General features: G+C 30.7%; 20 protein-coding genes. 7 read left to right on the top strand and 13 right to left on the bottom strand.

What is annotated here, in order from left to right; all coding sequences use genetic code 11:
- From H527_RS23440 to uvrA, 4 genes are all read right to left on the bottom strand, one after another.
- Positions 1–253: transposase (locus H527_RS23440; RefSeq protein WP_162143804.1), on the bottom strand; the 253-nt coding region annotated here is incomplete at its 3' end.
- Positions 254–509: 256 nt separating this feature from the next.
- Entirely contained in the window at positions 510–1,136 is a 627-nt protein-coding gene (locus tag H527_RS0102475; RefSeq protein WP_027411238.1) for a hypothetical protein, read from the bottom strand.
- Between the two features lie 114 nt (positions 1,137–1,250).
- Complete coding sequence (locus tag H527_RS0102470; protein ID WP_027411237.1) at positions 1,251–1,895, bottom strand: peroxiredoxin-like family protein; 645 nt, start codon at positions 1,893–1,895, stop codon at positions 1,251–1,253.
- A gap of 130 nt (positions 1,896–2,025) precedes the next feature.
- The gene (uvrA, locus tag H527_RS0102465) at positions 2,026–4,806 is read right to left on the bottom strand and encodes an excinuclease ABC subunit UvrA (protein ID WP_027411236.1); all 2,781 of its coding nucleotides are present in this window, start codon (positions 4,804–4,806) and stop codon (positions 2,026–2,028) included.
- A gap of 240 nt (positions 4,807–5,046) precedes the next feature.
- Between uvrA and H527_RS0102460 the strand changes: the two genes are divergently transcribed.
- Positions 5,047–5,631, top strand: a complete 585-nt coding sequence (locus tag H527_RS0102460; RefSeq protein WP_027411235.1) for an RNA polymerase sigma factor — start codon at positions 5,047–5,049, stop codon at positions 5,629–5,631.
- A gap of 252 nt (positions 5,632–5,883) precedes the next feature.
- On the opposite strand, the gene H527_RS0102450 is transcribed toward H527_RS0102460, so the two are convergent.
- A complete protein-coding gene (locus H527_RS0102450; RefSeq protein WP_027411234.1) occupies positions 5,884–6,549 on the bottom strand; it encodes an endonuclease III domain-containing protein in 666 nt (221 codons plus the stop codon).
- 244 nt (positions 6,550–6,793) lie between these two features.
- Between H527_RS0102450 and bcp the strand changes: the two genes are divergently transcribed.
- Positions 6,794–7,243, top strand: coding sequence for a thioredoxin-dependent thiol peroxidase (bcp, locus tag H527_RS0102445; protein WP_027411233.1), 450 nt, complete (start codon positions 6,794–6,796; stop codon positions 7,241–7,243).
- A 73-nt stretch (positions 7,244–7,316) separates the two neighbouring features.
- On the opposite strand, the gene H527_RS0102440 is transcribed toward bcp, so the two are convergent.
- Entirely contained in the window at positions 7,317–8,768 is a 1,452-nt protein-coding gene (locus tag H527_RS0102440) for a hypothetical protein (protein ID WP_027411232.1), read from the bottom strand.
- A 167-nt stretch (positions 8,769–8,935) separates the two neighbouring features.
- On the opposite strand from H527_RS0102440, the gene H527_RS0102435 reads away from it, so the two are divergent.
- Together H527_RS0102435 and H527_RS0102430 are read left to right on the top strand one after the other, a co-directional pair.
- A complete protein-coding gene (locus H527_RS0102435; RefSeq protein WP_027411231.1) occupies positions 8,936–9,697 on the top strand; it encodes an MBL fold metallo-hydrolase in 762 nt (253 codons plus the stop codon).
- Positions 9,698–9,699: 2 nt separating this feature from the next.
- Positions 9,700–10,197 carry a hypothetical protein gene (locus H527_RS0102430; protein WP_027411230.1) on the top strand — a complete coding sequence of 166 codons (498 nt, stop codon included), beginning with the start codon at positions 9,700–9,702 and terminating at the stop codon, positions 10,195–10,197.
- 104 nt (positions 10,198–10,301) lie between these two features.
- Here the strand turns inward: H527_RS0102430 and H527_RS21275 are convergent, their stop codons facing one another.
- Positions 10,302–13,172: an esterase-like activity of phytase family protein gene (locus H527_RS21275; RefSeq protein ID WP_051316600.1), complete on the bottom strand. Its 2,871-nt coding sequence runs from the start codon at positions 13,170–13,172 to the stop codon at positions 10,302–10,304.
- Between the two features lie 311 nt (positions 13,173–13,483).
- Between H527_RS21275 and H527_RS21270 the strand changes: the two genes are divergently transcribed.
- Both H527_RS21270 and H527_RS0102415 read left to right on the top strand, forming a co-directional pair.
- Complete coding sequence (locus tag H527_RS21270) at positions 13,484–15,880, top strand: glycoside hydrolase family 31 protein (RefSeq protein ID WP_081414532.1); 2,397 nt, start codon at positions 13,484–13,486, stop codon at positions 15,878–15,880.
- A 227-nt stretch (positions 15,881–16,107) separates the two neighbouring features.
- Positions 16,108–17,055, top strand: a complete 948-nt coding sequence (locus tag H527_RS0102415) for a T9SS type A sorting domain-containing protein (protein ID WP_027411229.1) — start codon at positions 16,108–16,110, stop codon at positions 17,053–17,055.
- 22 nt (positions 17,056–17,077) lie between these two features.
- Here H527_RS0102415 and H527_RS22995 read toward each other — a convergent pair whose 3' ends face one another.
- Entirely contained in the window at positions 17,078–17,602 is a 525-nt protein-coding gene (locus H527_RS22995; RefSeq protein WP_051316599.1) for a hypothetical protein, read from the bottom strand.
- A gap of 286 nt (positions 17,603–17,888) precedes the next feature.
- Here H527_RS22995 and H527_RS0102405 point away from each other — a divergent pair, with 286 nt between their 5' ends.
- Positions 17,889–18,437 (top strand): pyridoxamine 5'-phosphate oxidase family protein, encoded by a 549-nt coding sequence (locus tag H527_RS0102405; protein WP_027411228.1) that lies wholly within the window; start codon positions 17,889–17,891, stop codon positions 18,435–18,437.
- Positions 18,438–18,805: 368 nt separating this feature from the next.
- Here the strand turns inward: H527_RS0102405 and H527_RS21260 are convergent, their stop codons facing one another.
- The 5 genes from H527_RS21260 to H527_RS0102380 form a co-directional block, all read right to left on the bottom strand.
- On the bottom strand, positions 18,806–19,510 hold the full coding sequence (locus H527_RS21260; protein WP_051316598.1) for an HAD family hydrolase: 705 nt from the start codon (positions 19,508–19,510) through the stop codon (positions 18,806–18,808).
- A gap of 671 nt (positions 19,511–20,181) precedes the next feature.
- A complete protein-coding gene (locus tag H527_RS0102395; protein ID WP_027411227.1) occupies positions 20,182–20,709 on the bottom strand; it encodes a GNAT family N-acetyltransferase in 528 nt (175 codons plus the stop codon).
- Positions 20,710–20,747: 38 nt separating this feature from the next.
- Positions 20,748–21,407 (bottom strand): alpha/beta hydrolase, encoded by a 660-nt coding sequence (locus H527_RS0102390; protein ID WP_027411226.1) that lies wholly within the window; start codon positions 21,405–21,407, stop codon positions 20,748–20,750.
- Positions 21,408–21,411: 4 nt separating this feature from the next.
- A complete protein-coding gene (locus tag H527_RS0102385; RefSeq protein WP_229809229.1) occupies positions 21,412–22,065 on the bottom strand; it encodes a hypothetical protein in 654 nt (217 codons plus the stop codon).
- A 213-nt stretch (positions 22,066–22,278) separates the two neighbouring features.
- Positions 22,279–22,608, bottom strand: a complete 330-nt coding sequence (locus H527_RS0102380) for a magnetosome magnetite crystal formation protein family (RefSeq protein WP_027411224.1) — start codon at positions 22,606–22,608, stop codon at positions 22,279–22,281.
- Positions 22,609–22,671 lie beyond the last annotated feature (63 nt).

The raw sequence follows: 22,671 nt of genomic DNA, 5'->3' as shown, positions 1-22,671 counted from the left end.
CATAGCGTGAACGCTCCACTACATCTACATCTGAAATGGTATAAATTACTTTTAGCAGAAGATATTTGAATAGTCTTATGGGACTTTCTGCTTTTCTGCCTTGAGTTTGAGAATATTTTGATTGAAGTTCTTCATAGATGAAATTAAAATCTATTAAATCATTTATACGCCTTAACAAGTTGGTGTGAGGAACAATTAAATCATATAAAGAACTGTACTCGCTTAATCGAAGAGATTCCTGTTGAACTATCATGAATACAAAATACAAAAAACGGCAAGTATCTAAAATACTTACCGCTTTTATTTAAGTTCGTGACTTTTTCAGTAGCCTCATAAAATAGGACGTCTTTTTTTTTATCCTTGTTATGTTTACTATTACTACGTTTATTTTTATAGAAAAATTATGCTGTTTTGAATAATAGTTAATAATGTTTAGTGAGAATAGAAAATCCCGTTACCTCAATATATGTTGGTAACGGGATTTAAACAACTAACCAATCTTTAATGTTTTAATCATCATCTGATCTTTTTTTTCTTTTTCTGTCTCTATAATCGTCATCATCATCGTCATCATCGTCATCGTCATATTTTTGTTTCCAATTCTGATTACAGTAAGGGGTCTGAACAATAATGCATCTGTGAGCTCCACAATATCCACAATCTGTATAGTGAACATTACCTTTGGTGTATCTTATTTTTCCGTATCTATTATAAAAAACATGTAAAGCGCCTATTTGGTATACCATTCCATTTCTATTATGTTTTATAGATATAGAGCCAATTTTACGTACTCTATTGTATCTATCATAGGTAATGTAATTAGGGCCAACTTTTTTTAATCTACCATTATAATCATATTGAACAAAGCGATTATATCTAGTTCTATCTCTAGACACTCCAGGAGTATTACTATTCCAGTTATTGCGAGATCGATGTCTTTTTTCTGATATAGTATAGTCAATACTCCCGTCCAAATACACAAAAAACTGTATTCCTTTTTCTACAAAAGCAATAGGTTGTGTGTGTGTGTGTCTTTTTATAACCTTGTTTTGGTAATCCGATTTTTTTTGGTCGGTTGCTTTTGCGGTTACTCCTGCTAGTAACAATACTGCAATAAAAAGTATCATTTTTTTCATTACTTATATGTTTTGGGTTTTACCTACGTATTAGTTTTTCGGTTTTCACTATTTGATAAATGGTGTTTCAAATGGCGTGCCAAAAATTATTAAGAAATGAAAAAATAAAAATAACTATATGTTTTTCAGGTGTTTAATTATCTCGTTAGGATCAGCTCTCTCTTTGTAATCTTCTTTAATAAAATCATATAGTATCGTTCCGTCCTTATCAATTACATAAGTAGCTGATATAGGAAGTTCTTGGTTTGTATTACCGTTACTTTTTTCTAAATCAATATTAAAACCTTTATAGACTTCGATAAGATCTTTTGGTAAGGTAAAAACAAGGTTAAATTTTTTTGCAACTGTATTATCAAGATCCGAAAGAACTTCAAAGCTTAGGTTGTTTTTATCTGAGGTAGTTAAGGAGTTATCTGGAGTTTCTGGGCTTATGGCAATTAATGTTGCTCCTAACTTTTCGAATTCTGGTAATGCTTGCTGCAGTGCGTTTAATTCTAAATTACAATATGGGCACCATCCACCGCGATAAAAAGACACTATTACTTTTTTGTCTAATAGTAATTCTTGTATAGATACTTTTTTGTTAACAGCGTTAGGAAGTGTAATTTCAGGGATGGTATCTCCTGTTTTTAATGCTTTAGAAACGAGTTTTTTATCCTTTAAATCTTGAATTCTGTTATTCATTATTTGAAGAATGTTTTCTGGGTGTTTTTTTGCAGATGCCTCAGCACTGGCTTTTAAATCTTTTGTAAGTGACATTTTTTTTTATAATTATAAACACTTAGCCGAAAAGACAAGAGGTATATTACAGAATCAAATGTTAGAGTAAAGTTAAATGTTTTAAAGCTTTATTTTAAAATAGAATAGGCTATTTGTAAAGGAGAGGGGGTTATAACTTTTCTTTTAAGTACTGCCCAGTGTATGAGTTTTTAATCTTTATGATTTCCTCGGGAGTACCTTGAGCTATAATATTTCCTCCGTTTTTACCACCTTCGAGTCCAAGGTCAATTACATGGTCTGCACACTTTACCAAATCTAGATTATGTTCTATTACTAATATAGAGTGTCCTTTACTGATTAATTCGTTAAAGGATTTGAGTAATTTTTTGATATCATGAAAATGTAGTCCGGTAGTAGGTTCATCAAAAATAAATAGAGCTTTGTCTTTTGTATTTCCTTTAACTAAAAAAGATGCAAGTTTAATACGTTGTGCTTCTCCTCCAGATAGGGTAGAAGAGCTTTGTCCTAATTGTACATATCCAAGGCCCACATCTTGTAAAGGTTGTAGTTTTCTTTGTATTTTGGTTTGATTGTGTTCTAAAAAGAAATCAATAGCTGTATCTATGGTCATAGATAATATATCATGAATATTTTTATCATGAAAAGTAACTTCCAAAACATCTTTTTTAAAGCGTTTTCCTCCACAGGTTTCACATTCTAGATGCACATCTGCCATAAATTGCATTTCGATAGTTACCTCACCTTCGCCTTTACAGGTTTCACATCTACCACCATCTACATTAAAAGAAAAATGTTTTGCCTGATAGTTACGAATATTAGATAGTTTTTGAGCAGCAAACAAACTACGAATATCATCGTATGCTTTTATGTAGGTTACGGGATTGGATCTAGAAGATCTACCAATAGGGTTTTGATCAACAAATTCAACATGTTTGATATTGCTATAATTCCCTTTTAATTCTGTGTATTGTCCTGCTTTTTCACCATAGCCTCCTAATTCTTTTAAGATGGCAGGGTAAATAATTTTTTTTACTAATGTACTTTTTCCGCTACCAGATACACCAGTTATTGCGGTAAAAACACCAAGAGGAACGTTTATATTAATGTTTTTTAAATTGTTTTCTCTGGCTCCTATTATTTCTAAATAATATTTTGATTCCCTTCGAGTTTTAGGGACTTCAATTTCAAGAGTACCATTAAGGTATTTTGCAGTTAGAGAATCTGCTTTTAAAATTTCTTTAAAAGTACCAGTAGCTACAACGTGGCCTCCAAAAGTACCAGCTTCAGGGCCTATATCAATGATTTCATCGGCAGCTATCATAATATCTTCATCATGCTCTACAACTATTACGGTATTACCTAAATCCCGTAACGATAAGAGTACTTTAATTAGCTTTTCGGTATCTTTTGGATGTAGTCCTATACTAGGTTCATCCAAAATATACATAGAGCCTACTAAGCTACTACCCAATGAGGTGGCTAAATTAATGCGTTGTGATTCTCCTCCAGATAAAGTGTTAGATTTGCGGTTTAAAGTTAAATATTCTAGTCCTACATTTTGTAAAAACTCTAGTCTGCTATTTATTTCTTTAAGAAGTCGTTTAGCAATTTTTGCATCGTATTTGTCTAAAGTAAGGTTGCTAAAAAAATCTGCTAATTCGTTTAAAGGTTTCTCTACTAAATCAGTCAAGGTAGCTTCTCCTATTTTTATATAATTAGATTCCTGACGTAAACGTTTTCCTTTACAAGCATTGCATTTTGTTTTTCCGCGATAGCGAGAAAGCATTACACGATTCTGAATTTTGTAGGCTTTAGCTTCTAATTCATCAAAGAAACCTGTAATTCCTTCAAAATACTCATTTCCTTTCCATAGTAGTTCTTTGTCAGAATCAGATAATTCAAAATATGGTTTATGTATTGGGAAGTTAAATTTATAAGCATTATTTACTAGTTGATCTTTATACCAACTCATACTGTCTCCTTTCCATGGGAAAATAGCTCCTTCATACACGCTTAAAGCAGTATTTGGAACAACGAGATCTTCATCAACTCCAATAACATCTCCGTATCCTTCGCATTCTGGGCAAGCACCATATGGATTATTGAAACTGAATAGGTGAATGTTAGGCTCAAGAAAAGATATTCCATCTAACTCAAATTTATTGCTAAATTGTCTTAAGTTTTTATTGCTTAAAGTTTCGACAAAACAAGTTCCTTTTCCTTCAAAAAAAGCGGAATCCACAGCATCTGCTAATCGATTGTAAAAATCTTCTTCTTCTCTTTTGATTATACGGTCTATTACCAGATATAATTCATCTTTATCATTTACAGTTGCTTCTTCTATTCTGGATACTATACCATTAGTTTTTATACGAGAAAACCCTTGTTGCTGCAATACGTTTAGTTTTCCTTCGAGAGTACGACCACTTTCAATTGTAATAGGGGCGAGCAATAATAATTTTTCCCCTTCTTTAAAAGACTTCACATATTCTACAACATCGGTTACTCTATCTTTTTTTACCAGGTTTCCAGAAATAGGAGAGAAGGTCTTTCCTATTCGGGCAAACAGTAGTTTTAGATAATCATAAATTTCGGTTGTTGTACCAACGGTTGATCTAGGATTAGTTGAGTTTACTTTCTGCTCTATTGCAATAGCAGGAGCAATACCTTTAATATAATCTACTTTTGGTTTGTTAAGACGACCTAAAAATTGTCTTGCATAAGAAGAAAGACTTTCTACATATCTTCTTTGTCCTTCTGCATATAAAGTATCAAAAGCTAAACTTGATTTACCAGACCCAGACAATCCTGTAATTACTACTAATTTATTTCTAGGTATTACAACATCTAAATCTTTAAGGTTGTGTAATTTAGCACCTTTGATAATTATATTTTGTTTAGGATCTGCAGTTGTAATGTCTTGAATCATAGTGAATATGCGGTAAGGATGCAAATATAAGGATTACAAAATAAGTATTGTAGGCTATATAGATTGAAAGTTTAGTTAAAAAAAATAAAAAGAAATTGTTTGAAATTCAAGGATAGTTATTATATTAGCCCCTGTTAATAAAACAAAAAACTAAATAGAACTGCCTATTCAACACCTTTACTTTTTAAATTTAACATAGCACGAGCCCCACGCTTGTTGGTACTATAATAAAGTCAAGGTATGAAGAATTACACCCTATCAGACGCAGTTCTGGTCAACAATTACATCAAAGGAGAAGAATGTGCTCTTTCTGTTCTTATTGAACGTCATAAGCAACGTATTTACAGTTTTATTTATTCTAAAGTTTTTGATAGAGATGTCTCTGAGGATATTTTTCAAGATACTTTTATTAAAGTAATCCGTACATTAAAAAATGGAAAATATAATGAAGAGGGAAAATTTCTTCCTTGGGTAATGCGTATTGCTCATAATCTCGTAATCGATCATTTTAGAAAAGGAAACAGAATGCCAAAGTTTGAAGACAATGGTGAATTTAGTATTTTTTCAGTGATTAGTGATGGAGATTTAAATGCTGAAAAAAGAATAATTAAAGATCAGGTAGAAGAAGATTTACGTAATCTAATTCAAGAATTACCAGAGGATCAAAAAGAAGTTTTAATTATGCGTATGTATAAAGATATGAGTTTTAAAGAAATATCTGATAAAACGGGAGTTAGTATCAATACGGCTCTTGGTAGAATGCGTTATGCACTTATTAACTTAAGAAAAGTAATAGAAAAGAATAACATAGTTTTAACAAATTAATAACCTATTAAAGTAATAAAGTATAAATATTGCCGTTCTTATATTATTAATAACCTTTATAATTTAAGATCCAATAGTATGGCAAAATTTTACTTTAAGTATTCTGAAAAAGAAGAAAAACATTTGGTACCAAGCAGAAGAACAATAGATTTTCTTCTTAGTTATTCAAAATCGTTAAAAGTTTTGGAATGTCAAAATTTTAAATTTGAAACGATTCTAAATTAAATAAACTTACAAAAAAGCAAAAGCCTGTTAGATAACAGGCTTTTGCTTTTTCATGTACTCATTAATAATTGTTTTTCTTCCTATAGTTTTGGTAATTATATCTTTTTCAAGATTCCAGCCTCTTGCGGGTGAATATTCTCTACCATACCATATAATTTGAAGATGAAGATCATTCCACAAGTTTTTTGGAAATAATCTTTTTGCATCTTTTTCGGTTTGTATTACATTTTTACCATTACTAAATCCCCATCGATACATTAATCTATGAATATGAGTATCTACAGGAAAAGCAGGAATACCAAAGGCTTGTGACATAACTACACCTGCTGTTTTATGTCCTACGGCAGGTAATTCTTCAAGAGCTTCAAAACTTTGAGGAACCTCCCCATTATGTTTATCTATAAGTATATGTGATAAACCATAAATACCTTTTGCCTTCATAGGGCTTAAACCTACAGGTTTTATAATTTCTCTAATTTCTTCAACTGATAATTTTATCATTGCATATGGGTTGTCTGCACGATCAAATAAAAGAGGTGTAATCTTATTAACTCTAACATCTGTGCTTTGAGCACTCATCAAAACTGCTATTAACAATGTATATGGGTCTTTATGATCTAACGGGATTGGAATTTTTGGATATAATTCCTGAAGTGTTTTAATAGTAAAATCTATTTTTTCCTGTTTGGTCATTTTTTATACTTATTTTAAGCTAAAATAGTAAATAATTAGTAACGAGGTTATTCATAAATTTAGCGTCTAAAACTCTTTTCATTAATCTATAGAATTTCTTGATGTTCTGTATCAGGGCTCATAAATAATTTTGAAAAAATAAAGTTTTTATTCCCTACAACTACGTTTCTGTATGAAAATAGGAAAAAGTAATTGTTTGTTTGTATATTTCTGAATCTGTAAATCATAAATAACTAAATATACAATGACAACATTAAAAGTAGGGGATAAGGCTCCTGATTTTTCGGCATTCGATCAAGATGGTAATACAATTACGTTAAAAGATTATGAAGGTAAAAAATTAGTGGTTTTTTTCTATCCTAAAGCAAGTACTCCGGGATGTACTGCAGAAGCTTGTAATCTTAAAGATAATTACCATACTTTTCAAAATAAAGGATTTGAGATTTTGGGAGTAAGTGCGGATAGCGAAAAAAGGCAACAAAATTTTAAAAACAAGTATGAGTTGCCTTATCCATTATTGGCAGACGAAGATAAAAAAGTGATAGAAGCTTTTGGTGTATGGGGCCCTAAAAAATTTATGGGAAAAGAATATGATGGGATTCACCGTACTACATTTGTTATAGATGAAAAAGGAATAATTTCTGAAGTAATCACCAAAGTTAAAACTAAAGATCACGCAGCACAAATATTGTAGAGTATAGTAACCTAAAAAGCAGTATAATTACTAATTATACTGCTTTTTAGGTTACTATATAAAATTAATTCGTTTATTTTTTAACAGTTTCTATTGTTTTGTATCCAAAAAAGTTATTTGCTTTAATCATCTCAGGAATAAGTTCTGGAAGTTGTTCTTCCCATCCAGGTTCTCCTTCCTGAATTTTTTGAAGAACTTCTCTTGAAAAAATATCCATTATAGCAGGATCATAGTCTGTAATATCCTGTAATTTACCATTGTATTTAAAAAACTTATAAAGCTCTTTCATTCTAGGATGAACTTTGAGGGTATCACTATCCGTTACCTCACCAGTCTCATGATCTTTTAAAGGATATAGGTATACTTTAAGATCTTTAAAGAATAACTTACCAAAGGCTTCTAAGATACCTCCGCTAAGATGTCTATAGTATTTTTCATCAAAAATATCTACCAAATTATTTATTCCCATTGATAGTGCCATGCGCTCTTTAGTATAATTTGAAAAATACTCAACAACACGATAATATTCTTTAAAGTTAGAAATCATAACCGTTTGCCCCAGAGAGCATAGTAATCTTGCTCTAGCCATAAAATCTTCTTCATCAATTTCACCTTCAGCTCTAAGATTAGAGAGGGTTATCTCAAAAATCACTACGGTTTTATCTTTTTTAACTTTATTCTCACTCAAAAACATATTGAGTGATGTTTTATAGATATCCATATTAACCTTAGTAACAGGTCTAAAACTTCCACGAAGAGCTAAAATATTTTTCTTATATAATATTGCTGCTGGTAATATATTATTTCCGTCAGGCCCAAACATAACAGCTTCGGTCATACCATTTTTTACTAATTGTAGACTCATTAAACGATTGTCTACTTTAGTAAATCGAGGTCCCGAAAAGTTAATAGTATCGATTTCTATTTGATCTTTGTCTAAATGATCATAAAGATATCGTAATAGTTTTTTAGGGTTATCATATTTGTAGTAAGCTCCATAAATTAGGTTAACTCCTAAAATACCCAAGGTCATTTGTTGTAACCTAGCGTCATTTTCATGAAAACGAATGTGCAATACAATTTCATTGTAGTCTTCGTTCGGAGTAGTTTGGTAGCGAATACCTACCCAGCCATGGCCTTTATATTTTTTGGCAAAATCAATCGTAGCTACGGTATTAGCATAACTAAAAAATATTTTATTAGGGTGTTTTTCTCTAGTAATTCTTTCTTCTATGAGATTAACCTCATGCTTTAGCATTTTTTTTAATCTTGCTTCAGTAACATAACGTTTATCATTTTCTATTCCGTAAATAGCATCACTAAAATCTTTATCATAAGCACTCATAGCTTTTGCTATGGTACCAGAAGCACCACCTGCTCTAAAAAAGTTCCTGACAGTTTCTTGACCAGCTCCAATTTCTGCAAAAGTGCCATAAATATTTTGGTTTAGATTAATTCGTAAAGCTTTACTCTTTAGTGAAGGGACAGATTCAAATTCTTTATCTCCCATTATCTTAATAGGCATAGTAAAAAGGGCTTTTTTTGTTTACTGTAAAGGTACTAATACCGTAAGTATAAAAAAAGTTTGAATGAAAATTTATATATACAGTTATATGTTAACTATTATTTATAGATATGATGTGATTTTTGACCAAAAAAATATAACTACATTTGTTCTGCGTATATAAGTTTATGGAAATAATATTTCTCGGTACAGGCACATCACAAGGGATTCCCGTAATAGGAAGCACTCACCCTGTTTGTTTAAGTGATGATCCCAGAGATAAAAGATTACGTGTTTCTGTTCTTGTTTCTTGGGAGGATTATCAATATGTTATAGATTGTGGTCCAGATTTTAGAGAGCAAATGCTTTCTAATAAAGTATCTAAAATAGATGGGATTGTTTTTACCCATGAGCATGCAGATCATACTATGGGATTAGATGATATTCGTCCGTTTTTTTTTAGACAAGGAGACATACCCGTTTATGCACACAAAAGGGTTTTACAGGCGCTTAGAATTAGATTTGATTATATTTTTTCTTCAGAAAACAAGTACCCGGGAGCACCAAGTGTCATAGAAAATGAGTTGACTAATCAGCCTTTTTTATTGGGAAATATAAATGTAGTTCCTATAAACACGTTACATAATAGGTTACAAGTTTTTGGGTTTCGGTTTAAAGATTTTGCGTATTTAACCGATGTTAAAACGGTTGAAGAGCAAGAAAAGCTAAAGTTAATTGGAGTTAAGGTTTTAGTAGTTAATGCCTTAAGGGTAGAACCTCACCACTCACATTTTAATCTGGAAGAAGCCCTTCAATTTATAGAAGAAATACAACCTGAAAAAGCATATTTAACTCACATTAGCCATATGCTTGGATTTCATGAAGAAGTAGAAAAAACATTACCAAAAAATGTATTTATAGCTTACGATAACTTAAAAATTACTATTTAAATATGAAAAATAAGATCTTTTTATATCTGTTCATTTTTGCGTCCTTATTCATTCTTTTTCAGTTTATGAATGCTAAAAAAGCAAAGGAATCTTATGATTTAAAAATTGATAATCTAAAAGAAAAAATAACCGCAAAAGAAACCATAATAGATTCGCTAACCAATACTAATATGGATCTTACTTATTTTTCCTTAGATAGTAATGAAGATGCGATTAGTTATTTTGAGGAAATGGGATATGATGCAAAAAAATTAGCATTAACAATTAGCGATCAGATTATAAGCCAAAATAAAGCTGGTAAGGACAATCCTATTATTCCTTTTGTAGGTATGGAAGGTAATATGAGTATTAATAAGGTTAGATTGTTAAACCATAAATGGATCATTGCAGATTTTACAGATGGTGTTTATTGGGGCGAACTTTTTATTATTTATGAAGTAAAAGAAGGAGGAGTAGTGGATTTTGAAGTAGAAAAATCATTCCTATACCCAAAAGATTAGCTTTTACAATTATTTGAATAATTTATAACAAAAAAACAGGCTATTTAATAGCCTGTTTTATTTTGTTTAGAGTGTAATATATTAAAGTTAGTAATACAATACTTTTACTTTTTTAATATTTTTTTCTTGATAAATTCTCCATCTATTTCAATAACCGCTATGTAGATTCCATCTGCAACTTTATTTCCGTTTTTTAAGGCACCGTTCCAAGTAAAAGAAAAACCGTTTTGTGTTTGTATGTGATCTGCTAATTTGTACACAAGATTACCTTGTAGATCATAAATATGAATAGATACTATATTATCTTTTGCAGTATCTCTAGAAAAAGTAATCTGCTCATTAAATGTATTTGGATATACTTTGATATCGTTATCTACTACATCCTTAGTATTGTTTTTTTCTTTTTCTTTTCTCCAAGGTCTTCCTAATGGTTCATCTAACCATAAAAGTATGAACTCGTTATCATCAGGTAAGCCTTTACCAACATGGCGACCAATACTAAAAGGATAGTTATTATCATTTATTACCCCTATTAAAAAGGGATTAAATACCACTACACTTTCTATAGTAACAAAAGGAAAAGCAAAATCTTTTCCGATACCAATATCTCCATCTAATCCAGGCTCAGAAATTCCACGAATATCTTTAATTTTTAAAAGGTCGGTATTTAGTTTTTTCTTTACTAATTTCTCGTTTTTAGATAATTCTACTTCGTATATGGCTTTAAATCCATTTAGATCTCCTTGTGATCCATCCCGTTCTATAATTAACCCTCTTTCAGAGTTAAATAGTATAAAATCTCCTATAGCAGTAGCTTTTTCATGAAGTGGATATTCATATTTTTTACCAGTATAGGATTTACTGCCTAAATCAAATTCATGTATCAATAAGTTATTGTTATCGGAACCTTCTAAAGGTTTTTCTAATAATGGTAATACTGTTTTTTTGTTGGTAGATATTGCCATTCCCTCAAAACCACCACTACTTTTTACTCTAAAAGGAGTATCTAATTTTGTATCTCGGTATGGCCAGTATAACCCTCCTAACCAAGGCGTATTATTCCCATTTTGATCTTGTAAATTTGTACCATCTCCAGAGTCCCCAATTTTAGGGAAATCACCAAATAAGCATACGGTTCTAATTTCTGGATATTCTTTATGTGCAATTAATAAAGTGCTAAAATCAAAACTTTGTATATCTGCACGATCAGTAAGCTTATTTGCTACAATAATATCGGCGATAGCTTTTGTAAAAGTTTTGGCATCTACAGTTCTTTCTGCAAAAACATCTCCTCTATCATCGGTATCTGTTCTTGGGTTAATTTTGGTTTCTATATTAAAACGAACTTTAGACGCATTTTTCCAACGTTTTGTTGCTTTTGGGTGAGATACACCAGTACCATTTTTATAATAATCTACATAAAAATCTACAAAATCAAAAAGCTGTTGTAACGATGGCATGATATAAGGATTTATAAAACCATTTTGATTTGCAAAGGATACTGCAACAGGAGATAAAGACAGATCATTAGTTTGATCTGGTCTTCCATTCAAGATTTTATCAGCAATAAATGTATTTTGAATTTGATGTAAAGAAAGGTTTTTTACTAAAACTTCATCTTTTAGCCCATAAGGAGTACCATCTACTTTTCGGGTTTTTGCAGCTTCGATATGTGGGTCATGATCTAAAACAGGAATACCGTCTAATGTGATACCACAATCGGTTTCTAAAGTTGGCATTAAAAAGTCTAATGCAGCCTCCATTGCTGGCAAGGTATTTTCTGGTCTTAAATTTCTGGCACCTCTGTGTCCTTGTGCATCAAATAAAGTAACATCAATTAAACCATCATCATCTATAAAATCAGGTTTTCCATCTTTATTTTTATCAAAATTTTGCAGAGCCTCTAATAATATATCAGGGCGATCAGAAATAATTCCTTGTACCCCAAGATCCAGAAGTAAGTTCATGTTATCTAAATCATTAACTGTGTATACAACTACCTGATGACCAGCACGATTTAAAGAAGAAACATTAAATAATTCACTAGAAGCTGTTTTAAGTCCTGAAGTAGGATTTTTTCGATTATCTACAACGGTAGAGCTATTTTTGTCGTCTAGCATCACAAACCAAGGAGACATCACAGGGGGTTTACTATCATACAATTGTGCATGAGATCGCATAGCATTCATAACCCGCAATGCACTATACTCTTCGCTATATGGATTTTGTGGCGCACGAAGTTCTTTTCCTGGATTATCAAAATCTGGTAAAGAAAAAGGAGGGTCTATCAATATTCCATCTTTATTAAAATGTAATAAAAAAGGACCAAATTCATCTCCAATCCAATAATCCCCATTAGGGGTTCTTTGTATAGACTCTATATCAAAATCAGCACCAGTAAGAATTCTGGAATCACTAAAATGATTCGTTATAGCAAAAGGAATTAATTTATTGGGATCTCTTAACTCTATAAAATTTAAAACCTCTATAGAACCATCTCCCCAACCAATAATGCTTTTAAAATTTGGGCGAATTGTATACAAACGAAGATGGTAATCTGAAGAGTTTTCGATAGAACCAAAACCATTGTCCGATAGTACCGTAAAGGTTCTATCATAGTTATTGATTACAGAAGAAAAACCTTGTATTGGTTGTTTGTTAAAAAAAGGAACTGGCTGTTGATTGATTAATCCTTGATTTATAAATTGTCCTGAGGTAGGGCCTTGAGAGAAGCTAGCAGCAGGCAAAACTGCTCTGGATATCAATATATCTCCAAAGTTAATATAGGACTTACCAGTTCCTTTTGGATAAGTTTTAGTATTAAAATAATTATCTGTAGGAATATCAAATTTTGATTCCCTTGCATTTTGTTCTTTTATAATAGACTCTTGAGCATATACTGTAACCCCTGCACATAATATGCTGAAAAGGATGTTATGCCTTATTGTTGCAATAATTTGGTGATGACGTTTCATGTGTAATGCGTTTAAATTTTGATTGGTTAATGACAATTCAAAATTACAAGCTTAATACCTTTTTATTGTTTGTAATTTTTAAACAAATGATTAGTATAAGGTTAAGGATACTCTACTTTTTTAGGAAATGGAAGTCAAATGGTCGTAACGAAATCGTTGTAGTAGTTTTTTAAGATTCTTATTACATAATTAGAAAATCACTGAAAATTTAATAATTCTAATTCCTAAGGTATACCAATACCCTTGTTCTTATTTGTATTCTCCTATATTTGATTTCTTTCATTTTATGGAAAACTAAAATTTATATTAGGATGTACATCAAATTACTTTATTCTCTGTTATTAACAGCTGTTATTACTACCGCTTCCTGCCAAAAAAAATATGAAGGCCCATATCAGGGATATAAAAATAAGGGAACCCATATCGAAGTTTTTAAAACAGACGGAAAATATAGGATAACACCATATTCTGATAAAATAATAGAAACATCTTTTATTCCTAAAGGAGAAGTATTTGACCCAGAATCCCATGCAGTAACCTTGATTCCAATTAAAAATGAAATTAAGGTACTTGAAAATGACAGTGTGTTAACAATGCAAACTAACGGAATTGAAGTTCGTATTCATAAAAATCCTTTTCAGATTTCATATATATATAAAGGAAGAAATCTAATCTCAGAAAAAGATGGGTATGTAAAAACAGATTCTACAGAGATTTTAGATTTTAATCTGGATAAAGATGAAGTCATTTATGGAGCAGGAGCAAGAGTGGTGGGTATGAATCGTAGAGGAAAGAGGTTGCAATTATATAATAAAGCCCATTATGGATATGAAACACATGCCGAATTAATGAACTACACAATGCCGTTGGTATTGTCCTCTAAACTATATGCAGTTCATTTTGATAATGCTCCAATTGGTTTTTTAGATATAGATAGTAAAAGAGATAATACCCTTGCCTATGAAACAATAAGTGGTCGAAAAACATACCAGATAATAGCAGGCGAGAATTGGAAAGATTTAATACATCAATATACCAACCTTACAGGAAAACAACCATTACCACCCAGATGGGCATTTGGTAATTTTGCTAGTAGATTTGGGTATCATTCTCAAAAAGAAACGAAACAAGTAGTAGCAAAGTTTAAAAAAGATAGTATACCACTAGATGCTGTAATTCTGGATATTTATTGGTTCGGAAAAGATATTAAAGGAGAGATGGGAAATCTGGAATTCTTAAAGGATTCTTTTCCTGATCCAAAGAAAATGATTAGTGATTTTAAAAATCAAGGAATAAAAACTATTTTAATAACCGAACCATTTGTATTAACAACTTCAAAGAAATGGGAAGAAGCCGCAGAAAAAGGAATTTTAGGTAAAGATTCTCTGGGCAATCCATATACGTATGATTTTTATTTTGGAAACACTGGTATCATAGATATTTATAATCCAAAAGGTAAAGATTGGTTTTGGGATATATATCAAAATTATATTAAGGAGTACGGTGTCGCTGGTTGGTGGGGAGATTTAGGAGAACCAGAAGTGCATCCTTCAGATCTATTACATGCTACAGGTAGTGCAGACGAGGTACATAATATATACGGGCATGATTGGGCAGGATTGATTCATAAAGGATATCAAAAACATTTTGCAGATCAAAGACCATTTATACTTATGCGAGCAGGATATTCGGGGTCGCAACGCTATGGGATTATACCATGGTCTGGCGATGTAAGCAGAAGTTGGGGAGGACTACAATCCCAAACCGAAATAGCGTTGCAAATGGGTATGCAGGGGTTAGGATATATGCATTCTGATTTAGGAGGATTTGCAGGAGGAGAGACTTTGGATGCAGAACTATATACCCGTTGGTTACAATATGGCGTTTTTCAACCAATATTTAGACCTCATGCACAAGAGCATATCGCCCCAGAACCTGTTTTTCAGGATGCAAAAACAAAAGCTTTAGCAAAAAAGAGTATCCAACTTAGATATAGTATGCTACCATACAACTATACTATTGCTTTTGATAATAACCAGACAGGTATACCACTAATGCGCCCTTTGTTTTTTGAGAATTCTAACACCAAGGAGTTTGATGAAATGAGTTTTGTCTATATGTGGGGAGATAATTTCTTAGTATCACCTATTGTAAATCCCAAAGTAGCATCTGTAGATATCCCTTTTCCCAAAGGAGCTAATTGGTATGATTTTTTTACAGAAAAGAAATTTAAGGGAGGAGCATATACTACAATAACCACAGCAGAAGACCATATCCCCGTATTTGTAAAAGCAGGATCATTTATACCAATGGTAGCTCCAATACAAAATACAGAACAATATTCGACCAAAGAAGTCATCTTACACTATTATCAAGATCAAGATGTAAAATCAAGTTTTGGTAAGTTATATGAGGATGATGGTAAAACACCAAATGCTTATGAAAAAGGAAAGTACGAAATCTTAAACTTTAAAAGTAATACTACTAATGAAAAACTGTCTATCTCTTTAACAGCAACACAAGGTATGGATTATGTTGTAACAGATAGAAAAATCAATTTAATTATACACAATATAGATGTTGCTCCAAAATCAGTAACAGTAGGTAAGGAGCTTGTTTCTTTTAATTGGAAAGAAACAGATAAGTTATTAGAAATCTCTTTAGATTGGAATTCCGCAGAAATTAAAAACATAGATGTTCTATTATAATAAGCCCAATTTCAAAGTACCGTTGGTACAATAGTATAAGCTTTTTGATTAGCAAATAGAAAAAACATATTTAGATTAAAATCAAGGTAATAATGATAAAGTTTCTTTAAAAAAAGAAATAAGCACATCGCATTATACTATATGTATAAGACAGGAGTTATTCAATTTTACGAAATATTCTTTTATATACAAAACTCCTATATAACTTCATATTAATTGTAATTTATATGTTTAATCCTCAGTATCTTTTATTGTTTTTTTTATTTAGCCTACCTACGATTGCTCAACAATGTGACAATAGAGTTTGGTCAGGAGTGGCAAAGTATCATCAAGTTACAAACGCTATTACATCATGTGGATACTCCCCGATGGTTGGGGATACATTATATGCTGCACTAAGAGCAACAGATTATCAAGCTGAAAGACTGTGTAATACTTGTTTAAAAGTAAGTTCGAGCAAAGGCAGTGTTGTTGTTAAGGTAATGGATAAATCTGGTACTCATGGATTAGATATTCACAAAAAAGCTTTTGCCAAATTAGGAGATACCCTCTCAGGGAATGTGGAAGTCACATGGCAAATTACAACTTGTCCTGAACAAGGAAATATAGGGTATTATTATTCTAAAAGCTCCTTTGCGTCAGAAAAGAGAGTAATGGTTGTAAACACCAAATCAACTGTTAAAAAACTGTATTTTAGGTATCAAAATAATGATTTTAAAGAGGTGTTCAGAGCAAAGTATAATAGCAATGATTTTTTTGTAATCCCTTGGAGAGATGATCAAAATTTAGGACCTTATGATTTTAAGGTTGTAGATATTTATAATAATTCGATAATTGATAACAATATAGGTTTTTTGGCTAACACCACTTTTTATGGTCAAAATCAATTTATAGAATGTGATGTAATCACTAAAACCAAAGGTAAGTTTATAGATAAGAAGGGAATCAAATTTGAAAACCCAATGAGTCGTAACGGATCGATTTTTATTAAAACAGACCAAGAAAAACGATTTAAACTTTATTTGTATTCATTAAAAGGAGATAAGGTGTTAGAAACGAACCTAGAAAGTAATGCTAAGAAGTACCTTTTTAAAGAGATTCAAGCAGGAATATACATTCTTTCTGTATGGAATAGTGAGGGGGTAATTTTGAATGAAAAACTAATTATTCAATAATAAATATTTAGAATTCTGTATTTTATGGAATTGTTTCTATTTCATTAAACTTCCATTTTCCATTAATTTTTTTAAATTGAAAACTATGCTGCCCTCCTTCGTGATTTAAAGTCGGTTCAGTTGTAGTTACTAAAACCTCATAATATTCAATTCCGTCTATAATTCGTTCATTAAATATGGTTTTTTTTTCTTTGAGAGTTTTTACAAATACAGAATTAAATATTAAATCAAAATCATTTTCTACAAAATTATCGATTGGAATATAAATCAAATCATCATAGATTTTATCATACCATAAAGAGTCATTATCTCTCAAAAATGCTATCTCATTTTGTTCTGTTATTGTATTTTCTAAACATAAATAGCAACGTATTTTTTTGTCTGATAATTCTTTAAAATCCTTCTTTTTATTCGGGTCTAATACGTTCAGAAAATTATTCCAAGTTTTAGAAATTTTATTTTCATCATACTCGTTTTTATGATCTTTCTTACAAGAAAAAATAACAAAAAGAGTGATTAGCAAAATTATGTGTGTTCTATTTTTCATAATATTTTGTCTTGAAATATGGCTACAGATCAAAATTGATTTTAGGTCGTTACTTTATTATATTCTGTATTTTATACTCTAAATATAAGTGTAATTATATTTTTTTGAAACTCTATTTGTCTCAAACATGTTTGTAAAAGTTTGGTTGAGATAAAATATTAGTATTTTTATAGTCTTATAATATAGAATTAAAAATAGTAATTTTCTATAAATAAGAAGTATTCAAAAATTGGATATCCTTTTTTAAATAAAGATAGTTTATCCTCTATTATAACTTTAATCATATATGGGAAAACAGTTTAGCGAAATAAGTCTTGAATTAATTGAATTTATAGAGAGACAGCAATTATTTTTTGTGGGTACTGCAGCAACAGAAGGTAGAGTAAATATTTCACCTAAAGGAATGGATACATTTAGGGTACTAAATCCTAATAAAATTATATGGTTAAATTTAACAGGAAGCGGAAACGAAACCGCAGCACACCTGGTAAAAAATGATAGGATGACGATTATGTTTTGTGCTTTTGAAGGAAAACCACTTATATTAAGATTATATGGCAAAGCTACTATTTATCATGATCGGGATAAAGAGTATCACGAACATATAGGTCTATTTCCAGAAATAATGGGATCCAGACAAATTATAGAAATGGAAGTAGATTTAGTACAAACATCTTGTGGATATGCAGTACCTTTTATGGATTTTAAGGAGGAAAGAACAACTCTAAATTCATGGGCAGAAAAACAAGGAAAGGATCGATTAGAAACATATTGGAAAGAAAAAAACACAAAAAGCATTGATGGTTTTGATACCAAAATGATACCAGATATTTAATCCACATTGCGAGCTTAATTCTAAAGAAGGCTTGCTTCTAATACAAAATATATTTTTGGAAACATACCTCGTGAGCTTGCTCCGAGGTTATGGACTTATAATTGTAGTGATTTTATCCAGATTTTTATGATTATGGATGATCTCCCGAAGACTTCAATACTTAAAAAATAAATTCAATTTCTATACACACAATTTTAAAGTTAAATAGTATGATTTTTAATTTATTGGAGAACTTATACGATTTACGAATAAAAATCTCGCATATAATCGCATTCTTTTTCTACTATATTTTCTTCATAAAATGAAACAATAGCTATGGCTATTCTTTAATTTGATTCATCAATCTAGCGAAAAACCTTTGCAATTATTTATACGCAATTCTCATCTGTAAATCGTATTATTTCTGTATGATTTGAAAAATATTTTTTTAAATCATTAGAGTTTTTAATGATACAATCTGGGGATAGTGTAATTAAGTCTTCTTCTTTTCTAAACCCCCAAGTAACCGCGATACTATCAATACCAGCATTTTTGGCGGTTCGTATATCTACTTCTGTATCGCCTACTAATACCAATTGATCTAAAGGGATTTTAAGCGAATGTGAAATGTCTAAAGCTCCTTTTGGATCTGGTTTTTTATACAGGTCTGATTGACCAATAATAGCATCAAATTTAATATTTGGAAAGAAATGATTAGCACATTTACATGTTAGATCATGAAATTTATTAGATAACAAAGCTAATTTTATTTCAGAGGATTGTAATTCGTCTAAAATATCTAAAACACCTATATATACTTCGGTATGTTGTGTATACATATTTTCATAAAGTAAACGAAATTCATTTAATAATTTGTCTATTAGTTTTTCTTCTCTATATTTTTCAGGAATTGATCGAGTTATAAGGTTTTTAGTTCCGTTTCCAATAAACTCACGATAATTTTCTATAGTATGCGTAGGGAAATTGTTTTTTTTCATAAGCATATTTATAATATGAGTATATACCCCAAGAGTATTTAAAAGAGTACCATCTAAATCAAAAATTACCCCTTTATATTTCTTTTTTATTGACATGTTACTATGTTTGTTTTAAGTGTCCTAAAGATAAAAACTTTTATTTCTGTATACTTTTTCTATTTGTAAATTAAAAGTTATTTGTACCAGTTATAATTTGAGTTTACATTAAAAAGAGCATTTTATTCCGATAAATTCAAAATTATAAAAGGTATTACTATTCTGTACTATACTTTTTCCTATACAGGCAAGGGGTGTAGTTGTTGCCTAAGTCCTTGTAAGGATCATTGACACCCTTCGAAGGGTGGCTGAGGTAGTTCGAACCACCTTTGTATGGGGCAAGACCCCAAAACATATCACTTTTACCCTTCTTGCAAAGCCCTTTAGCCCAAAAATTATCGCTTCGAAGGGTCAACTTATGGGCTAAAGGGCATCCTAATGACCCTTCGAAGCGATACATTATCAGCTCGAACCACCTCTGAGTGGGCTCGACCCCATATCAATAAGGGGGTACCCCCTTATTGATATGGGGTAAAAGAGTTAAAAACCTGAGGGTTTACATAAATATACTATTAGCTTAATTCGATACCAGAAATTGATTTGAAAAAGCCGTCAAATAATACTTTGACAAGTCAACTTTCTTTAAAGAAATAGATGAGAGGATGGGTTTTTGGTAACTATAATTTTTTAAAGTAGTTAAAAAAATAGTAATGTCATTGCGAATCAGAACCTTATTTTTGCATCCATTCCCTTTTTAAAATCGAATAAAAATCCACATCTATTTTTTCTCCATTTTTAATCTCACATTCCCTCATTGTCCCTTCGTAAGTAAAATTAATTTTCTCTAAACCATTTTTACATTTTAAATTATCACTTGCAACAAACCCTTCAATTCTATTTAAGTCGAGTTTATTAAAGCCTTCTTCAAATAGTTTAGGCATTATTTCTTTTAGGATACCTTTTCCCCAATATTCTTTTAGTAACCATAATCCAATTTCTGCTTTTTTATGATTTTTTTCTAAATTATTAAATCCTCCAGCTCCACAAAATTGATTATCATTCTTGTCATAAATCCCCCACCAAATTCCTGTTCCATTTTTTTTTAAATCACGATACCAATCCATTTGCTCTTTGGTATCTTCAATAGTAGGAAAATGCACAGCATAATACTTTGTTATATCTGGGTTGGATAATCCCTTATGAATGTTTTTAATATCAGAGGATTCGATTTCTTTTAAAAAATAATTTTCTGTTTTCATAAGCTTTTATAATACGATTTTTTAATCCACGATGTGGGTTAAATTTTAGAACCTAACCAATCTTTAAACTGATAAAAATTTTGTGGAGCCACACCATGACCAACAGCAAATTCGTTTAAAGAAGTTTGGATACCTATTTTAGCTAATAGAGTAGGGGCTTTACGAGCCCAAGATACAGGGATTACTTGATCTACACTACCATGAGAACAATATATATTAAGATTTGAAAAGTCGTTAGACGTGTAATTTTCTGCTAAAATATCTTCATTTAGATATCCACTTAAAGCAATTACATTCTTAATTTTTTGAGGATAAGATAATGCTACTGCATAGCTAAGGATAGTACCTTGGCTAAACCCTAAAATCGAAACATTGTTTGGATCAAGATTATAGGTTTTTACAGCTTCATCTATAAAATCAGCAATTTTATCTCTGGATTCTATTGCTTGTTCATCATCGCTAAATTTTCCTTGTGCTGCATCAAAATATATGGCATACCATGCATTACCCTGAGGTTGCAAAGGATAAGGAGCTCTTACCGAGATAATAAATAACTCTTCGGGTAACTCTGCTGCGAAAGAAAAAAGATCATTCTCATCACTACCATATCCATGAAATAAAAATAAAGCAGGAGTTTTTTCTTTTTTTATAGTTGGTTCTTTAATAATATGATGTAAGGATAAGGTTTTGGTTTGCATAGTTTTAATTTATTTGAAAATGTATGTGATCATCATGTCTAACAGCCTGGCATCCGTGAAATCGTATTTTTGAACTCTGTAAATGTAGTCTGTTTTTAAGATGAGGTTCTATAAAAATTTTATGTACTTGTTTTTGATTTATAATTGCTAAAAGTAATTTTTTTGTAGCTTTTTCAGAAAAAAAGAGATGTTTGTTTATTTTTCCAAAGGTAAAATAGCGAGTAAAATTATATTGCCAGTATCCTTTTTCTTTACAAATTAAGCTTTGATTATATTTTTGATCTAAAGGTTGTTCAAATACACCATATCCGCTATTAGATAATTTTTGATTGGTTACTATTTGATTTTTATCTTGATACACAAAAGAAACATCAATTTTTTTACCATCCTTATGGCTTAAATGCGGGGCTAAAGGAAACCCATCTATAAATGGAAAATTAGCATCGAGATATACTAGTTTTATCTCAGGGTTATAGGATTTAAGAGAGTTGGCTATTTCTTTTAAAGTGATATGCAATTTTGGATTCACATAATTTCTATTAAAAAGTTTTGTAAGAAAACTATGTGCTTGTATTTGTGTAGTATCTTGTATTTTTTCTCTTCCAAACATAGGAGCTAAATATGGAATAAGGAGAAATGTAGCAAAGGAATAGATCATGATAAATAACACTACTTTTTTAAAAAGGTACTTTTGTGTATCGTTTTTAATGATAAGTTGAATGATTAGGTATATGATCCCACCAATTTGAGTTGTTAAAGTTAGTAAGCAGAATAAGAAAAATTTGGATAGAAATTTGAAAAGCTTATGAAACATAAATAAGTCTATCGTTAAAATAATCTAGAGGCTCTTAAATTTAAAATTTAAACTGTATCATTTAATAGAATGAAACCAATCTTGAAAGTATGGACCAAGGATTGGTACTGTTTTTTGTTCTTCTCTAATGGCTAAAATAAGCCCGAAAACGATTAATACGATATTGAATATGTAAAAGGCAATGAGAATCATAGTGGAATCAAAAATATTTGCAAAAGCAATTAATAGATAAAAACTAATCCAACATCCTAATGCTTGTCTAATATGAAAACTAGCGAATTTATTTTTACTGTCATTATTCATAAAATACGCTATGATCGTTCCTATAATAGTTATATAAGCAACTATGGCAGCTGTTTTTCCTTGTTTAGCGTAGTCTGATTGCATAATTGATACAGTATTTGTTTTGTAATTACTTTAATAAATAAAAATCATTGTAATGTAAGACAA

This window comes from Aquimarina muelleri DSM 19832 (assembly GCF_000430665.1).
Classification (GTDB): domain Bacteria; phylum Bacteroidota; class Bacteroidia; order Flavobacteriales; family Flavobacteriaceae; genus Aquimarina; species Aquimarina muelleri.
This window is presented reverse-complemented; position numbering and strand designations above follow the sequence as displayed.

What these genes read in the sequence shown, in the direction of transcription:
- H527_RS0102380 (WP_027411224.1), bottom strand. Translation starts at nt 22,608, where the DNA reads ATGCAATCAGACTACGCTAAACAAGGAAAAACAGCTGCCATAGTTGCT.
- H527_RS0102405 (WP_027411228.1), top strand. Translation starts at nt 17,889, where the DNA reads ATGGGAAAACAGTTTAGCGAAATAAGTCTTGAATTAATTGAATTTATA.
- H527_RS0102390 (WP_027411226.1), bottom strand. Translation starts at nt 21,407, where the DNA reads ATGCAAACCAAAACCTTATCCTTACATCATATTATTAAAGAACCAACT.
- H527_RS0102415 (WP_027411229.1), top strand. Translation starts at nt 16,108, where the DNA reads ATGTTTAATCCTCAGTATCTTTTATTGTTTTTTTTATTTAGCCTACCT.
- H527_RS0102450 (WP_027411234.1), bottom strand. Translation starts at nt 6,549, where the DNA reads ATGACCAAACAGGAAAAAATAGATTTTACTATTAAAACACTTCAGGAA.
- H527_RS0102385 (WP_229809229.1), bottom strand. Translation starts at nt 22,065, where the DNA reads ATGATCTATTCCTTTGCTACATTTCTCCTTATTCCATATTTAGCTCCT.
- H527_RS21260 (WP_051316598.1), bottom strand. Translation starts at nt 19,510, where the DNA reads ATGTCAATAAAAAAGAAATATAAAGGGGTAATTTTTGATTTAGATGGT.
- H527_RS0102440 (WP_027411232.1), bottom strand. Translation starts at nt 8,768, where the DNA reads ATGCCTATTAAGATAATGGGAGATAAAGAATTTGAATCTGTCCCTTCA.
- bcp (WP_027411233.1), top strand. Translation starts at nt 6,794, where the DNA reads ATGACAACATTAAAAGTAGGGGATAAGGCTCCTGATTTTTCGGCATTC.
- H527_RS22995 (WP_051316599.1), bottom strand. Translation starts at nt 17,602, where the DNA reads ATGAAAAATAGAACACACATAATTTTGCTAATCACTCTTTTTGTTATT.
- H527_RS21270 (WP_081414532.1), top strand. Translation starts at nt 13,484, where the DNA reads ATGTACATCAAATTACTTTATTCTCTGTTATTAACAGCTGTTATTACT.
- H527_RS0102435 (WP_027411231.1), top strand. Translation starts at nt 8,936, where the DNA reads ATGGAAATAATATTTCTCGGTACAGGCACATCACAAGGGATTCCCGTA.
- H527_RS0102395 (WP_027411227.1), bottom strand. Translation starts at nt 20,709, where the DNA reads ATGAAAACAGAAAATTATTTTTTAAAAGAAATCGAATCCTCTGATATT.
- uvrA (WP_027411236.1), bottom strand. Translation starts at nt 4,806, where the DNA reads ATGATTCAAGACATTACAACTGCAGATCCTAAACAAAATATAATTATC.
- H527_RS0102470 (WP_027411237.1), bottom strand. Translation starts at nt 1,895, where the DNA reads ATGTCACTTACAAAAGATTTAAAAGCCAGTGCTGAGGCATCTGCAAAA.
- H527_RS21275 (WP_051316600.1), bottom strand. Translation starts at nt 13,172, where the DNA reads ATGAAACGTCATCACCAAATTATTGCAACAATAAGGCATAACATCCTT.
- H527_RS0102475 (WP_027411238.1), bottom strand. Translation starts at nt 1,136, where the DNA reads ATGAAAAAAATGATACTTTTTATTGCAGTATTGTTACTAGCAGGAGTA.
- H527_RS0102460 (WP_027411235.1), top strand. Translation starts at nt 5,047, where the DNA reads ATGAAGAATTACACCCTATCAGACGCAGTTCTGGTCAACAATTACATC.
- H527_RS0102430 (WP_027411230.1), top strand. Translation starts at nt 9,700, where the DNA reads ATGAAAAATAAGATCTTTTTATATCTGTTCATTTTTGCGTCCTTATTC.